Here is a 16,046-nt window from a genome sequence, read left to right on the forward strand (position 1 = left end):
GGTTGCGGTCTCGTAAACCTCCGCCTGCCCCAGCTTCATCTCGAACGCCAAAGCCGCAAGATGATCCGCCGACAGATGACCGTAAGCGTCCTGGATCAGGTGCAGAAACTCGATCAGCAAATCCCGCCGCCGCGGACGATCCCCCAACAAAGCCCGTACAGCCGCCAAACCCTCATCGCTGTAAACACGACCCTTCGGCAATCGACGCCCACGACCACGCCCACTCTTCCATACGCCCGGTTCGCCGCCTGATGATTTGCTGTCCAATGGTGCCATGTCGCCCTCCGATCAGAGCCCGTCTCTCATCAGAATAAGATATCGTCAAATCGCATCTTTCGAACGCACGATAACGACGCCTTATCACCGCAATGAGGCAACCACCTGCCGCAGGGCCGTCACCGTCGGCAGTTCCGGATCGCGGTCCAGCGTGGCCAGCGCAATGGGTTTGGACACTTCGGGTTCGACCAGCGGCAACACTTTTGTGCCGCGCAGATCGCCCAGCGCCCGAACCAGAACGCGCGGCACAACGGCGGCCGCCAGCCCCTCGCGCGCCATTACCATCGCTGCAGTAAAGCCGCTGGTCTCGGCCACGATGCGCGGATGCAGACCCTGTTCGGCGAATATCCGGTCCAGGATGCGCCGGTTCTGCATCTGCGGCTCCAGCAGGCAGAGCGGGAAATCGGCCACCCGCGCCCAGGGAACCGGCCCGGTCGCCTCGGTCAGATGCGCGGGCACCAGCAGCACATAGGTTTCCTCGTAGAGTGGCTGCACATGGCGCAGATCGGTGCCGATGCTGTCGCCATAGGTGATGCCCGCGTCAATCGTGCCTTCGTCCAGCCCCTGCTGGATCGCGGTCGAGGACATCGAATCGATCCGCGCCACGATCCGCGGATGCGCCTGATGCAGCCGCCGCACCAGCCGCCCGGTAAAGGCCAGCGCGGTCGGGATCACCCCCAGGATCAGCGCGCCCGAAATCTCGCCCCGGACCGCCGCGACCTCTTGTTCCAGCGCCTTGGCATCGCCCAGGATGCGGCGGGCGCGGCGCACGATCATCTCGCCTTCTTCGGTCAGGCCCTGAAACCGGTTGGCACGGCGCACGATAGTGACACCCAGCCGCTCTTCGAGATTGCGGATGCGCATCGAAAAGGCCGGTTGCGAGATTCCGCAATCCTCGGCCGCCTTGGCAAAGTGTCGATGCCGCGCCAGGGCGCTGAGCAATTGCAGGTCGCGCAGTTCGATCAAATCTCTGTTCCCGGTCCGCTCCGTGCGCCACAATAGACCAGACGGCCCGCAACAACAGCCCGGTTTCCAACAAGCGGTTGACACGAATCGAAACCGGGAAATACCGTTAGCGTACAAATGAAATCCACCGGACGGACGAGACGACGCTCATGGCCTATCACGCCCCTGCCTCACTGAAGGAGGCGCTCGACCGCCTTGCCGAGAGGGACATGCGCGTTGTCGCCGGCGGCACCGATGTCTATCCGGCACAAGGGGCGGCACCGTTTGGCGGCGACATCCTTGATCTGACGCGGATCGCGGCCCTTCAGGGCATCAGCCGGGGGGACGAGGGCTGGCGCATCGGCGCCACCACCACGTGGACCCAAATCGCGCGGGCCGACCTGCCGCCCGCCTTTGACGGCTTGCGCGCCGCTGCGCGCGAGGTGGGCAGCATCCAGATCCAGAATGCGGGCACGGTTGCGGGCAACCTGTGCAATGCCTCGCCCGCCGCCGATGGGGTGCCGCCGCTGCTGACGCTTGAGGCGCGGGTCGAGCTGACCTCGACCACCGGCCAGCGGGTGCTGCCGCTATCCGAGTTTCTGACCGGTGTCCGCCGCACCGCCCTGCAACCGGGCGAGTTGGTCAGTGCCCTTCTGCTGCCCGATCCGCCCGCCCATGCGCGCGGCGCCTTTGTCAAGCTGGGAGCGCGACGCTATCTGGTGATTTCCATCGCCATGGTGGCGGTGGTGATCGGATGCGACGCGCAGGGGCGGATCGACCATGCCTGCGTCGCCGTGGGCGCCTGTTCGCCGGTGGCGCAGCGGCTGAGCGGGCTGGAACGCGACCTGATCGGCCAGCGACCCGATCAGGTGGCCGTCACCCAGGATCACCTCACCCCGCTCTCGCCCATCGACGACGTGCGTGGCAGCGCCGGATACCGGCTGGACGCGGTGGCCGAGCAGATCGCCCGCGCCATCCGCGCGGCAGGAGGACAGTGATGGACCGTCCCTTGTCCACAACAACAGATTTCACCCTGAACGGTGCGCCCGCGCGCGCCACCCCGCAACCGGGCGAACGCCTCTCGCGGATGCTGCGCGAGCGTTGCGGCGCGCGCGAGGTCAAGGTGGGCTGCGACGCGGGCGATTGCGGCGCCTGTACCGTGCTGGTCGATGGCGCACCCGTCTGCGCCTGCCTGACCCCTGCCCATCAGGTGGCGGGCCGCCGGGTGGACACGCTCAAGGGGCTTGCCACCGATCCGGTGGCGCAGAAGCTCAGCGACAGTTTCCTCGCCCATGGCGCGGCGCAATGCGGCATCTGCACCCCCGGCATGATGGTGGCGGCGACCGCTTTGCTGCGCGAAACCCCGCAGCCGACCGAGGCGCAGGTTCAGGACGCACTTGGCGGCGTGCTCTGCCGCTGCACCGGCTATCGCAAGATCATCCAGGCGGTGATGCAGGCGGGCGCACCTCTGCCCACCGCCCCTGCGGGCGACGGACATTCCGGCGCCGCCATCCCCCGGCTGGATGGCGTCGGCAAGGTGGCGGGAACCGAGGCCTATGGCGACGATGTTGCCCCCATGGGCACGCTGGAGATCCTGCTGGTCGGCGCGCCCTACCCCCGCGCGGGCTTCACGCTGGGCGATATCGAGAGCTGGCACAGCGCCCACGCGGGCGTGGTGGCGGTGCTGACCACCGCCGACGTGCCGGGCCGCAACCGGTTCGGCGTGATGCCGGGGTTCGAGGATCAGCCGGTGTTTGCCGAAACGGAGACCCGGTTTCGCGGCGAACCCGTCGCCGCCATCGTCGCCCCGCCCGAGGTCGCCGCGACGCTCGACCTCTCCCTCTTCCCGGTGACATGGACCCGGCTCGACGCGGTGGAAAACACTGCGGACGCCACCGCCCCCGGCGCGCCGCTGCTGCACCCGGACCGCGCGGGCAATGTCATGGTCACCGGTTTTGTCGCCTGTGGCGATGCCGAGGCGGCGCTGGCCGCAAGCGACGTGGTGGTCGAAGGGCGCTATGCCACCCCCTTTGTCGAACATGCCTATATCGAGCCCGAGGCGGGCTATGCCTATCTGGACGGCGACAAGGTGGTGGTGCATGCCTGCACTCAGGCCCCGGTGCTGGACCGGGACGGGCTCCAGATGGTGCTGGGGCTCAGTCCTGATCGCATCCGCATCATCCCCACCGGCGTCGGCGGCGGTTTCGGCTCGAAACTCGACATGTCGGTGCAGCCCTATCTGGCGATTGCCGCGCTGAAGACCGGACAGCCGGTGCGGCTGGCCTATAGCCGGGTGCAGTCGATGCAGATGAGCACCAAGCGCCACCCGTCCGAGCTGCACCTGCGCATCGGCGCCAGTGCCGACGGGCGGCTCAAGGGGTTCGCGCTGCAAGGTCGGTTCAATACCGGCGCCTATGCCAGCTGGGGGCCGACCGTGGCCAACCGGGTGCCTGTGCATGGTTCCGGCCCCTATTTCATCCGCGATTACCGGGCCGAGGCGCAGGGTATCCATACCCATTGCCCGCCCTCGGGTGCGTTTCGCGGCTTTGGCGTGCCACAGGCCGCCATAGCCCAGGAAACCCTGTTCGACGAGCTTGCCGAAAAACTGGGGATGGACCCGCTCGACTTCCGCCTGAAAAACGCGCTGACCACCGGCCAGCCCACCGTCTGCGGCCAGGTCTTTACCCAGGGTGTCGGCATCCGTGCCTGCCTGGAAGCGCTGAAACCCGACTGGACGCGCGAGCGCGCGGCGGCCGAGGCCTTCAACGCCGAAAACTCGGTCCTGAAACGCGGCGTCGGTATCGCGGCGGGCTGGTATGGCTGCGGCAACACCTCGCTGCCCAACCCCTCGACCATCAAATGCGGCATCCGCGCCGATGGCACACTCGTACTGCATCAGGGGGCGATGGATATTGGCCAGGGCGCCAATACCGTCATCACACAGCTTTTTGCCACGGCCCTTGGCATCCCGACCCACCGGATCGAACTGATCGGCGCCGATACCGACCTGACGCCCGACGCGGGCAAGACCTCGGCCTCGCGCCAGACCTTTGTCACCGGCAATGCGGCAAAGCTGGCAGGCGCGGCGCTGCGCGCCGCGATCCTGACTCGCGTCAATGCCGGGCCCGAGGCCACATTGACGCTCGAACAGGGCCGGATCCACGTCACCGACAATGGCCGCGCCCATGTGATCGACCTCTCCGACCTGCCCACGGACGCCGACGGCTATGTCCTCGGCGCCTCCGAGACCTATGACCCGCCCACCAAACCGCTCGACAAGAACGGCCAGGGGGTGCCTTACGCCCAGTTCGGCTATGCCGCCCATCTGGCGTTGGTCGAGATCGACACACGGCTGGGCACAATCCGCCCGCTCCGCTTTACCGCCGCCCATGACGTGGGCCACGCGGTCAACCCCGCCCTGGTCGAGGGCCAGGTCGAGGGCGGCATCGCCCAGGGTCTCGGCATGGCGCTGATGGAGGAATACATCCCCGGCCGCACCGACAACCTGCACGACTACCTGATCCCCACCATCGGCGACGTGCCCCCGATCGACACCCTGATCATCGAGGACCCGGATGAGCACGGGCCATACGGTGCAAAGGGGCTGGGCGAACACGCCCTGATCCCGACCGCCCCCGCACTGCTGAACGCGATCCGCCACGCCACCGGCGTTTCGATCCGCCAGACCCCCGTCACCCCCGCCCGCCTGCGCGCCGCGCTGAAGGAAGCCGGACATGACTGACCGTATCCGCCCCGAGAAAATCCGCTGCGACGCCTGCCCGGTGCTTTGCTATATCGCCGATGGCAAATCCGGCGCCTGCGACCGCTATGCCAACCATGGCGGCGAACTGGTCCGCCTCGATGCGCTCACCGTGATCGAAAGCGGCAGCACCCGCGTCGTGCCCTTCCTCAAGGATGCGCAGACAGGCGATGACTGGGACGGCAACATCGTCCAGCAGAACCGCGCCTTTGTCACCGCCGTCGGTGCCGGCACCACCTATCCCGATTACAAACCCGCCCCCTTCATCGTCAGCCAACAGGTCGAGGGCATCGACATGGTCACCGTGGTGACCGAGGGCATCTTCTCCTATTGCGGCGTCAAGGTGAAGATCGACACCGACCGCCATATCGGCCATGAACGCGACGTGGTGCGGGTCGATGGCGAGCCCATCGGCCATGTGATGACCAGCGAATATGGCTCCAAGATGCTGTCGCTGGGCGGCGTCGAGCACCTGACCGGCGGGTCCAAGAAAGAGGGCCGTGTCACCTGTGACGCGCTCCTGCGCCTGTGCAATTGCGAAGCGGTCGAGATGGTGATCGGCGAGCCGGGCCATGAAACCACGCTGATCGTGCAGGCGGGCCGCGCCCCCATCATCAACGGGGCCGAGGAAAAGCTGATGCGCGTCGGCTGCGGTTCTGCCGCGATCGGCATGTTCGCGAAACAATGGCTGGGCCATGCCGATGACGTGGTGGTGGTCGACGACCACATCACCGGCGTGCTCAGCGAGCATCAGGCGGGCAAGATGCTCGACGTGCCGCCCACCGGCATCCGCATCAAGGGCCGCCGCTCGACCCCGGGCCGCTATTTCCAGGTGGCCGATCCAGGCACCGGCTGGGGCGGCACCGATGTCGAGGACCCGCTGGTCATCCTTGATAAATTCAAGCCAGACGTGGCCTGGCCCGGCCTGCGGTTGATGATGGTCTCCACCACGGGCGAGCAATTCGCCTATTACGAGCTAGACGCCGATCTGGTGCCGCAACCGGTACCGATCCCCGAGAAACTGCGCGCCTCGGCCGAGTTGATCGCGGAAAACTGCGAACCCTCGGTCTGTTCGGTCCTCTTCATGGGGGGCGCGGGCGGTAGCTTGCGCGCGGGCGTGACAGAGAACCCGGTGCGGCTGACCAAATCGGTGAAATCCTCGCTCACCCATGTGTCCTGCGGCGGGGCGGCGGCCTATGTCTGGCCCGGCGGCGGCATCACCGTGATGGTGGACGTGACCGAGATGCCCTCGAATTCCTTCGGTTATGTGCCCACGCCCGCGCTGGTGGCCCCCATCGAGTTTACCATGCGGGTCAGCGATTACGGCACGCTCGGCGGCCATGTCAGCGAAATCAAACCGGTGGCCCAAGTGGTTTCGGAACGCGACCGCAAGCTGGGCAAGCGCGACACCCAGCCGGACCCCAACGCGCGCGAGAATTACCGCTGGTCGCGGGGGGAGGACGAATGACCGGAGCTGTCGCCGCCCTGCTGCCCGATGGCAAACGGCTGCATTTGCAGCACGGGCCCATTGACCTGATCATCGGGGCCGAGGGCGGACCGGGCGCGCGAAAGGCCGCGTTTGCCGCCGCAACCGCGCGGTTCCAGACGGTGCTGGAGGAACTGGTCGGTGAACTGCCGCTCCTGAAAACCGAACTCACCCCCGATGCGCCCCTGCCCCGTGGCCCGGTGGCCCGGCGCATGGACGCCACCTGCCGCCCGCTGATGGCGTTGCGCCTCACCCGCATGGCCGCCGTTGCCGGTGGTGTGGCCGACGAGGTGCTGGCCGCGATGCTGGCCGCCGCGCCGCTGACCCGCGCCTATGTGAACAACGGCGGCGATATCGCCCTGCACCTGAGGGGCGAGGCTCATTTCAACCTCGCCATGGCCACGCCCGACGGGCGCGACCTTGGCCGCATCTCGGTCGGCGCCAGCGACGGGATCGGCGGCATCGCAACCTCGGGTCTGGGTGGCCGCAGCCTCAGCCTCGGCATCGCCGAGAGTGTCACCGTGCTCGCCCGCAACGCCGCCGCCGCCGATGCCGCCGCGACGCTGATCGCCAACGCGACCGACCTGCCCGGCCACCCCGCGATCCGCCGCGAACCTGCCTGCGCAGTCAGAGATGACAGCGATCTGGGCCACCGCCCCGTTATCACCCATTGCGGTGCCCTTGCCCGCAACGAGGTCTTGCATGCCCTTGAAAACGGGCAGAAACTGGCAAGTGAATTGATCGCCGCCGGACACATTCGTGCCGCCCATCTGTCCTTGCGCGGACAGGCCCGCCATGCCGGCGCCATCCCCGTGACCGCCCCTGAAAGGAGCCTTGCCCTTGCCTGACCTGATCCTCAGAAAAACCGTTTCGGCACTGGAAGAGATCTGGCACGAGGGCGGCCCGGTGGCCGCAACCCCGCTGCGCCGGGCCTCGGTCATGAGCATCCTCAAGAACCCCTTTGCCGGGCGGTATGAACCCGAGATCCAGGGGTTCATGGAGGATCTCAAACCCCTAGGCCTGAGCATGGCGCAGCAGCTTCTGGAGATGCTCGGCGGGCCGGAACAAATCGAGGGCTATGGCAAGGGCGCCCTGATCGGCGAGGCGGGAGAGCTGGAACATGGCGCGCTCTGGCATGCGCCGGGGGGCTATGCGATGCGGCAGCTCTTGGGCACCGCCAATGCCATCGTGCCCTCGTCGAAAAAGGTGGGTGGTGTCGGCGCCCGGCTGGACGTGCCGATCACCCATATCAACGCCTCTTACGTGCGCAGCCATTTCGACAGTATGGAGGTCGGCTGCAACGACGCCCCCCGCGCCGACGAGATGGCGCTGGTGCTGGTTATGAGCACCGGCCCGCGGGTGCATTCCCGCGCGGGCGGGCTGGAGGCCTGGCAGATCAAGGGAGAGGACGGGCTGAGATGACCAAGATCCGCAAGATCGCTGTATTCATAGAGGAAACCCGGATCGAGGCGGGCCGCGAGATATCCCCGCCCACCCGCAAGGCGGTGGCGGTGGCGGTGATCGAGAACCCGTTTGCCGGGCGCTATGTCGAGGATCTGGGTGAGCTGATGGAGACCGGTGCCGAGCTGGGCGCTCTGTTGGGCGAGCGCTGTGTTCAGGCGCTGGGGATCGCGCCCGAGCAGGCCGAAAGCTATGGCAAATCCGCGATGGTGGGCGAGAATGGCGAACTGGAACATGCCGCCGCCATCCTGCATCCGAAACTGGGCGCGCCCCTGCGCAAGGCGGTGGAAAAAGGCGCGGCGCTGGTGCCCTCGTCCAAGAAGATGGGCAGCCCGGGACAGGTGCTGGACGTACCGCTGGGCCACAAGGACGCGGCCTATGTCCGCAGCCATTTCGACGGGATCGAGGTGCGGCTGAACGATGCGCCGCGCGCAAACGAGATCATGGTGGCGGTTGCCGTTACCGACAGCGGCCGCCCGCTGCCGCGTGTCGGCGGGCTGACCCATGACGCGGCCGAAGGCAAGGACGGCCTGAGATGAGCCTCGCGGCCTGCCCCACGGGCGGGCCGCCCAGACAGAGGCCGGAGCAACCGGCCCGTTTGAGACCAACAGATCAACCGGAGGGAAATGACATGACACTGATCAGACGTACCGTTCTGGGCGCTCTGGCCGCATTGCCGCTGGCGGCACTGACGCCTCAGATCGCCCGCGCGGCCGATACCATCGTGCTGGGCGAGGTGAACAGCTATACCCGCCTGCCCGCCTTTACCGAGCCTTACAAGAAGGGCTGGGAACTGGCCATTGAGCAGATCAACGCCGCTGGCGGCGTGCTGGGCAAGGACCTTGTCGTGGTCAGCCGCGACGATACCGGCGACCCGGCCACCGCCATCCGCATCGCCGAAGAGCTGATCGCCAAGGAAGGCGCGGTGATGATCTTTGGCACCTTCCTGTCCAATATCGGGCTGGCGGTCGCGGATTTCGCGAACCAGAAGCAGGTGTTCTTCCTGGCCTCCGAGCCACTCTCGGACGCGCTCGTCTGGTCCAAGGGCAACAAATATACCTATCGCCTGCGCCCCTCGACCCATATGCAGGCCGCCATGCTGGCCGAACAGGCGGCCAAGCTGGATGCGGTGAAATGGGCCACGGTGGCGCCCAACTATGCCTATGGTCAGGACGCGGTCGCGGCCTTCAAGGCGGAACTGACACGCCTGCGTCCCGATGTGGAATTTGTCGAGGAGCAGTGGCCGCCGGTCTTCAAGATCGACGCAGGCCCCACCGTGCGCGCGCTTGAGGCATCGAAGCCTGACGCGATCTATAACGTCACCTTTGGCGGTGATCTTGCCAAGTTCGTGCGCGAAGGCTCTCTGCGTTACCTGTTCGACGACCGCCCGGTGGTGTCGCTGCTGACGGGCGAGCCCGAGTATCTCGAGCCGCTTCAGGGCGAGACGCCGAATGGCTGGATCGTCACCGGCTATCCCTCGACCGATATCGACACGCCCGAGCACAAGGCATTCGCCGAGGCCTATATGGCCAAGTTCGGCGAAGCGCCCAAGACCGGCTCGATCGTGGGTTACAACTCGGTCCTGTCGATTGCCGCAGCGATCACCAAGGCCGGATCGACCGACACCGAGGCGATGCTGGCCGCGATGGAAGGTCTGGAAGTGAGCAGCAGCCCGACCGGCCCGTTCATGTTCCGCGCCGCCGACCACCAGTCGACCATGGGCGCCTATGTGGGCAAGACCGCGCTGGTTGATGGCCAGCCCAAGATGGTGGACTGGACCTATGCCGATGGCGCGGCCTATCTGCCCTCCGAGGAAGAGGCCGCCAAGCTGCGCCCGGCGGAGTAACGCCCTGAAACCCGAGGGGCCATGCGCCCCTCGGGACCCTGACCTGACCAGAGGAAGACCGGCCTGATGGGCTTTTATCTCGCACAATTGCTGACGGGACTGGCGAACGCGTCCTCGCTGTTCCTGATCGCGTCGGGCCTGTCGATCATCTTCGGCGTGACCCGGATCGTGAACTTCGCCCATGGCTCGTTCTACATGCTGGGGGCCTATCTGGCCTATACGCTGGTGACCACGTTACAGGGCGGCATACCGGGCTACTGGTTCAGCGTGCTGGCGGCGGCGGTGCTGGTGGGCGGCATCGGGCTGGTGGTGGAACTGACCATCCTGCGCCGCATCTACCGGGCGCCGGAACTGTTCCAGCTGGTCGCCACATTTGGTGTCGTTTTGATCGTGCAGGACCTGACGCTGGCGATCTGGGGGGCCGAGGACCTGTTGGGGCCACGCGCGCCCGGCCTTGACCGCGCGGTGCGCCTGATGGGCGAACCGATCCCCGAATACGATCTGGCGCTGATCGCCATCGGCCCCGCCGTGCTGGCGGCGATCTGGCTGGTATTCCACCGCACCCGCTGGGGCGTGCTGGTGCGCGCGGCCACGCAAGACCGCGAGATGGTGGGCGCCCTGGGCGTCAATCAGGCCTGGCTGTTCTCGGCCGCCTTCGTGCTGGGCTCGGCCCTGGCCGGGCTGGGCGGCGCATTGCAAATCCCGCGCGAGGCGGTGTCGCTGCAAATGGACCTGTCGATCATCGGCGAGGCCTTTGTGGTGGTGGTGATCGGCGGTATGGGCAGCGTCACGGGGGCCTTTGTCGCCGCTGTGCTGATTTCGGTCCTCAATGCCTTTGCCATCCTGATCTTTCCGCAGGTCTCCATCGTGCTGCCCTTTGTCGTGATGGCGGCGGTGCTGATCGTACGGCCCTATGGGCTGTTCGGCCGCCCCGGCAGCGAGCATGGCGGCGCGGAAGAGCCGGAACAGCCGCTGCGCCTCTTGGATCAGAGATCGACCATGGTGCTGCTGGCGCTGGTCGCGATGCTCGCCTTCAGCCCCGCGGTGGTGTCGGATTTCACCACCATCCTGCTGGTCGATGTGATGGTGGCGACCCTCTTTGCGGTGTCGCTACACTTCATGATGGGCATCGGCGGCATGGTCAGTTTCGGGCATGCGGCCTATTTCGGCGTCGGCGCCTATGCCGCCGCGATGGCGGTCAAGATGCTGGGCTGGGGCATGCTGCCCGCCATGGCGCTGGGGCCGGTGGCGGCGGCGCTGGCGGCGCTCTTCTTTGGCTGGTTCTGCGTGCGCTTGTCGGGCGTCTATCTGGCGATGCTGACCATGGCGGCGGCGCAGATCCTGTGGGGTGTCACGTTCCAATGGCAGGATGTCACCGGCGGTGACGACGGCATACTGGGCGTCTGGCCCGCCGAATGGGCCTCGTCCGACCGGGTCTATTTCTATCTGGCGCTGATCCTCTGCCTGGGCGGTATCTGGCTGCTGAGACGCGTGGCGCATTCGCCCTTTGGCTATACCCTGCGCGGGGTCCGTGACAGCCGCATCCGGGCCGAGGCGATCGGCATCGACACCAGGTTCCATCAATGGATGGGCTTTACGCTGGCCGGAACGCTGGCGGGGCTGGCGGGCGTCGTGTTCGTGTTCTCCAAGGGCTCGGTCTTTCCCGACGCGCTCAGCATCGGGCACAGTATCGACGGGCTGATCATGGTCCTGTTGGGCGGCATCCATGCGCTGGCGGGGCCGGTCTATGGCGCCATGGCGATGGTGCTGATCGAGGATTGGGTCAGCCGGCTCGACTACTGGCGGTTCATCTTCGGCGGCATCATCCTGACGGTGGTCCTGCTGGCGCCTGACGGGATCGCGGGCGGTGTCCGGCGGCTGATCCAGCTGGTGCGGAGGGATGCGGCATGACCCCGGTTCTTGAGGTACGCGGCCTGTCCAAGGCCTTTGGCGGGGTACAGGCGGTCGACGATGTCAGCTTTGAGTTGAGACAGGGTGAGTTCCTCGCCCTGATCGGCCCCAATGGCGCGGGCAAGACCACCTGTTTCAACATGCTCAACGGCTATCTGCCGCCCAGCGCGGGTTCGGTCAAACTGAACGGGCGCGAGTTGATCGGCACGCCGCCGCGCCGGATCTGGCGCTTGGGGGTCGGACGCACCTTTCAGATCACCGCGACCTTTTTGTCGATGACGGTGCGGGAGAATGTGCAGATGGCGCTGATCTCGCATCACCGCCGGGTCTATGACCTGTTCTCGCGGGCGACGCGGATGTATCTGGACGAGGCGATGGCGCTGCTCGATCTGGTTTCGATGCGTGAACAGGCGGACCGGCCCTGTTCGGAACTGGCCTATGGCGACCTGAAGCGGCTGGAACTGGCGATTGCGCTGGCGCATGAACCGGCTCTCTTGTTGATGGACGAACCCACTGCCGGAATGGCCCCGTCCGAGCGCGTGGCGCTGATGGCGCTGACGGCGGATATCGTGGCGCGCGGGCATGTCTCGGTCGTGTTCACCGAACATGACATGGACGTGGTCTTTGCCCATGCCCACCGGATCCTTGTGCTCAATCGCGGCCGGTTGATCGCCGAGGGCACCGGCGCCGAGATCCGTGCCAACCCGCTGGTACAAGAGGTCTATCTGGGCGGCGGCCGCCTGTTCGAGAAGGAGCGCGGCAATGCTTGAGATCGACAGCCTCACCGCCCGATATGGGCGCGCGCAAATCCTGAACGGCGTGTCGCTGACACTGGGCCGTAACGAGGTGGTGGCGCTGTTGGGCCGCAATGGCGCGGGCAAATCCACCACCATGAAATCGGTGATGGGGCTTGTGCGCCAGACCGGCGGCAGCATCCGCCTTGACGGTGCGAGCATCCTGGGCCGGGCGTCGCATCTGATCTGCCGCGCCGGGATCGGTTATGTCCCCGAAGACCGGCGCATCTTTGGCGAGTTGACGGTCGAAGAAAACCTCGAAGTGGGCCGCCGCCCCGCCCGAGAGGGCGCGCCGCACTGGACCACCGACCACCTGTTCCAACTGTTTCCCAACCTCGCCGAGCGCCGCCAGAACCTGGGCAAGCAGCTGTCGGGGGGCGAGCAGCAGATGCTGAGCATCGCCCGCACCCTGATGGGCAACCCTTCGCTGGTGCTGCTGGACGAACCGAGCGAAGGGATTGCCCCGGTGATCGTCGAGCAGATGGCCAATGTCATATCGGAGCTGAAACGCGAGGGGCTGTCGGTGCTGCTGTCCGAACAGAACCTGCATTTCGCGCGCGAAGTGTCGGACCGGGCCTATATCATCGAAAAGGGCACCATGCGCTACGAGGGGGATTTTGCCGATCTCGACGCCCGCCCCGAGGTCTCGGCCCAGTATCTGGCGGTCTGACGGTTGTGACCTGCCTGCCCTTGCGGTAAGGCGGGTCATTGGAAATTCCGGTGCACAGGGTGATGGACGACACGGCGCAACACGGGGCAGAGCCCTATCGGCTGGACGATCAGGTGGGCTATCTGCTGCGGCTGGCCAGCCAGCGTCATGCCGCGATCTTTCAGTCGCAGACCATCGAGGGGCTGACCGCGACCCAGTTCGCCGCGCTGGTGCGGCTGTCCGAACATGGCAAATGCTCGCAAAACCAGCTGGGCCGACTGGCCGCGATGGACGTGGCCACGATCAAGGGCGTGGTCGATCGGCTGCGGCAGAAGGGGCTGACGCTGGCCGAGCCCGATCCGGGCGACAAGCGGCGGATGCTGATCTCGCTCTCGCCGCAGGGCGCGGCCCTGGTGGCCCGCATGAAGGACGCGGGCGCACGCATCACCGCCGACACGCTCGCCCCCCTGTCCCCCACCGAACAGCGCAGCTTTCTCAGGCTGCTGGCCAAGCTGTCATGATCTGACCGGCCTTTTCGGCGAGGCCTTGTCCAGCACCAGCTCCGAGCGCGAAAACCGGATCGGCGTGCGCAGGCCGGGTACACCCTCGGGCTCGATCCGCATGCCGCGATGGGCGATCTGCGGGTCGGCCAGCGCCTCGGCCACCGAGTTGATCGGCCCACCCGGTACGCCGCCCTGCTCCAGCGCGGCCAGCAGATCCGCCTTGGTCCATTTCAGGCAGGCCGCCGTCAGCAACTCGGTCATCTCGGCCCGGTGCGCGACCCGGTCTGGATTGGTGGCAAAGCGTGGGTCATTGATCAGCTCGGCCACCCCGAGGATGGTGCAGAGCGTGCCATATTGCCGGTCATTGCCACATGCGATGATGATATGGCCATCAGCCACCGGGAACACCTGATAGGGCACGATATTGGGATGGGCATTGCCCAGACGTGTCGGGCATTGCCCCGAGGCAAGGAAGTTCATCGCCTGGTTGGCCAGCACCCCGGTCATGCAGTCGAGCAGGCTGAGATCCACATGCTGGCCCAGCCCCGAGCGTTCGCGTTCGGCCAGCGCCGCCTGAATGCCGATGACGCCGTAAAGCCCGGTAAAGATATCGGCAAAGGCCACGCCGATCTTTTGCGGCTCGCCCGCCGGGTCGCCGGTCAGGTCCATGATGCCGCTCATGCCCTGGATCAGGAAGTCATAGCCCGCCCGATGAGCATAGGGGCCGTCCTGTCCAAACCCGGTGACCGAGCAATAGACAAGGCGCGGGTTGACCTCTTTGACGCTGTCATAATCGAGGCCGAATTTCTTCAGCCCGCCGACCTTGAAATTCTCGATCAGCACATCCGCCTCGCGGATCAGGTCGAGCAGCTTGTCGCGATCTCCCGCATCCCCGAAATCCAGCGCGATCGAGGTCTTGCCCCGGTTTGCACCATGGAAATAGGCGGCCGAGCGGTCGCCCTCGCGCTCGATGAAGGGGGGGCCCCATTTGCGGGTGTCGTCGCCCTCGGGGCTTTCGACCTTGAGCACTTCGGCGCCCAGATCGGCTAGGGTCTGGCCGATCCATGGCCCCGCCAGAATGCGGGCCAGTTCGACCACTTTCAGCCCTTGCAACGGTGCGCTCATCTGCCTGCCCTTTCCCTGCCGGTGACGTCAGGGCAGGTTCTGCCCTAGCTGACGATCCGGGGCAAGCGGGTTGCGGGCGGGGTGTTGCGGCTGCGCTCGCTGCGCACCACCCCGTCGATCACGGTCATGCCGACGCCGGGCAGATTGCCCAGCTGCACCGATTCCAGAAGGGTTTTGCCCGGCGCATGCTGCGCCTGATCCATCAGCACGAAATCGGCGGCATAGCCCCGCTCCAGCAACCCGGTATCCAGCTCGCGCTGACGGGCGGTGTTGCCGTTGGCAAAGCAGAACGCGATCTCGGCCGGGACATTGCCCAGCGCCGACAGCATCGCCACCATGCGCAGGATGCCCAGCGGCTGCACGCCCGAGCCCGCCGGCCCATCTGTGCCCAGAATGATCCGGTCCATCTGCTTCAACTCGCGCGCGGTGTTCAGCGTCAACAGTGCGGCGCGCTCGTTGCCGTTATGCACGATCTCCAGCCCGGCGGTGCAGCTTTCGCACAGGCACATGATCTGGTCGTCAGGCAACGCCGAATGGCCGCCGTTGATATGGCCGATCACATCCGTCCCGGTTTCCAGCACCATGTCTGCGTCAATTAGGCCCGATCCGGGGATCGAGGGGCCACCGGTATGGATGGTGGACTGGATGCCGTATTTGCGCGCCCAATCGACCATCTGACGCGCGGTCTTGCCGTCCTTGACCGTGCCCAGACCGACCTCGCCCAGCAGCTTGACCCCGGCATCGGCCAGTTCCTTGAAATCCTGCTCGACCATGCCGTGTTCGATCACCGGAGCACCGGCCATCACCTTTACACCCGAGGGGCGGAAATTCTCGTACCAGCGCTGCGCCGCGATCGCCATCGCCTTGAGGCCGACGATATCCTTGGGGCGGCCCGGCATATGCACCTCGCCCGCCGAAATCAGCGTGGTCACGCCCCCGTGCAGGGTGCTGTCGATCCAGTGCAACTGCTGTTGGCGCGGGGTATAATCCCCCACCACCGGGTGCACATGGCTGTCGATCAGGCCCGGCGCCAGGGTGACGCCATTGGCGTCGATCAGCGTGTCGGCGCCTTCGGTATCCAGATCACCCTCGTATCCCCAGTCCGAGATCCGTCCGTCGATGGCAATGACGCAATCGCCGTCATAGATCGGCTCTTCCATCTTGCCCGAAAGCAACAGGCCGATATTGGTGATGACAAGCTTGCCCGACATGGCGCCCTCCGCGAAACGAGAAACTCGTTAGCACGCTAACATAGGCGGGGATTCGGTCAAGCGCCGGCTGTCCGGCCCA

At 66.2% G+C, this 16,046-nt stretch carries 15 protein-coding genes; 11 read left to right on the forward strand and 4 right to left on the reverse strand.

The window, feature by feature from the left end; translation table 11 throughout:
- On the reverse strand, positions 1–276 hold a 276-nt coding region (locus tag MB818_RS14715; protein WP_238905568.1), incomplete at its 3' end, for an NAD(P)H-dependent oxidoreductase subunit E.
- An 84-nt stretch (positions 277–360) separates the two neighbouring features.
- Positions 361–1,242 carry a LysR family transcriptional regulator gene (locus tag MB818_RS14720; RefSeq protein WP_234143107.1) on the reverse strand — a complete coding sequence of 294 codons (882 nt, stop codon included), beginning with the start codon at positions 1,240–1,242 and terminating at the stop codon, positions 361–363.
- A 149-nt stretch (positions 1,243–1,391) separates the two neighbouring features.
- Between MB818_RS14720 and MB818_RS14725 the strand changes: the two genes are divergently transcribed.
- From MB818_RS14725 to MB818_RS14775, 11 genes are all read left to right on the forward strand, one after another.
- Positions 1,392–2,219, forward strand: coding sequence for an FAD binding domain-containing protein (locus MB818_RS14725; RefSeq protein WP_238905569.1), 828 nt, complete (start codon positions 1,392–1,394; stop codon positions 2,217–2,219).
- Positions 2,219–4,963, forward strand: a complete 2,745-nt coding sequence (locus tag MB818_RS14730) for a molybdopterin-dependent oxidoreductase (protein WP_238905571.1) — start codon at positions 2,219–2,221, stop codon at positions 4,961–4,963. Before MB818_RS14725 ends, MB818_RS14730 begins: the two co-directional genes overlap by 1 nt.
- Positions 4,956–6,449, forward strand: coding sequence for a 6-hydroxynicotinate reductase (locus MB818_RS14735; RefSeq protein WP_238905573.1), 1,494 nt, complete (start codon positions 4,956–4,958; stop codon positions 6,447–6,449). Before MB818_RS14730 ends, MB818_RS14735 begins: the two co-directional genes overlap by 8 nt.
- Positions 6,446–7,315, forward strand: coding sequence for a UPF0280 family protein (locus tag MB818_RS14740; protein WP_238905574.1), 870 nt, complete (start codon positions 6,446–6,448; stop codon positions 7,313–7,315). Before MB818_RS14735 ends, MB818_RS14740 begins: the two co-directional genes overlap by 4 nt.
- Positions 7,308–7,889, forward strand: coding sequence for an amino acid synthesis family protein (locus MB818_RS14745; RefSeq protein WP_238905576.1), 582 nt, complete (start codon positions 7,308–7,310; stop codon positions 7,887–7,889). Before MB818_RS14740 ends, MB818_RS14745 begins: the two co-directional genes overlap by 8 nt.
- Positions 7,886–8,467: an amino acid synthesis family protein gene (locus MB818_RS14750; RefSeq protein ID WP_234177949.1), complete on the forward strand. Its 582-nt coding sequence runs from the start codon at positions 7,886–7,888 to the stop codon at positions 8,465–8,467. Before MB818_RS14745 ends, MB818_RS14750 begins: the two co-directional genes overlap by 4 nt.
- Before the next feature lie 92 nt (positions 8,468–8,559).
- On the forward strand, positions 8,560–9,774 hold the full coding sequence (locus tag MB818_RS14755; RefSeq protein WP_238905577.1) for an ABC transporter substrate-binding protein: 1,215 nt from the start codon (positions 8,560–8,562) through the stop codon (positions 9,772–9,774).
- A gap of 66 nt (positions 9,775–9,840) precedes the next feature.
- The gene (locus MB818_RS14760) at positions 9,841–11,685 is read left to right on the forward strand and encodes an ABC transporter permease (protein WP_238905578.1); all 1,845 of its coding nucleotides are present in this window, start codon (positions 9,841–9,843) and stop codon (positions 11,683–11,685) included.
- Positions 11,682–12,455: an ABC transporter ATP-binding protein gene (locus tag MB818_RS14765; RefSeq protein ID WP_234140024.1), complete on the forward strand. Its 774-nt coding sequence runs from the start codon at positions 11,682–11,684 to the stop codon at positions 12,453–12,455. The genes MB818_RS14760 and MB818_RS14765 overlap by 4 nt, the downstream gene beginning before the upstream one ends.
- Positions 12,448–13,149 carry an ABC transporter ATP-binding protein gene (locus tag MB818_RS14770; RefSeq protein WP_238905579.1) on the forward strand — a complete coding sequence of 234 codons (702 nt, stop codon included), beginning with the start codon at positions 12,448–12,450 and terminating at the stop codon, positions 13,147–13,149. Before MB818_RS14765 ends, MB818_RS14770 begins: the two co-directional genes overlap by 8 nt.
- Before the next feature lie 62 nt (positions 13,150–13,211).
- Complete coding sequence (locus MB818_RS14775) at positions 13,212–13,649, forward strand: MarR family winged helix-turn-helix transcriptional regulator (RefSeq protein ID WP_011046570.1); 438 nt, start codon at positions 13,212–13,214, stop codon at positions 13,647–13,649.
- Here MB818_RS14775 and MB818_RS14780 read toward each other — a convergent pair.
- Entirely contained in the window at positions 13,644–14,756 is a 1,113-nt protein-coding gene (locus MB818_RS14780; protein ID WP_238905580.1) for a CaiB/BaiF CoA transferase family protein, read from the reverse strand. The genes MB818_RS14775 and MB818_RS14780 overlap by 6 nt on opposite strands.
- A 44-nt stretch (positions 14,757–14,800) precedes the next feature.
- Positions 14,801–15,967, reverse strand: coding sequence for an amidohydrolase family protein (locus MB818_RS14785; protein ID WP_234167244.1), 1,167 nt, complete (start codon positions 15,965–15,967; stop codon positions 14,801–14,803).
- Between the last annotated feature and the right edge of the window lie 79 nt (positions 15,968–16,046).

This window comes from Ruegeria alba, from assembly GCF_022321465.1.
GTDB lineage: Bacteria > Pseudomonadota > Alphaproteobacteria > Rhodobacterales > Rhodobacteraceae > Ruegeria_B > Ruegeria_B alba.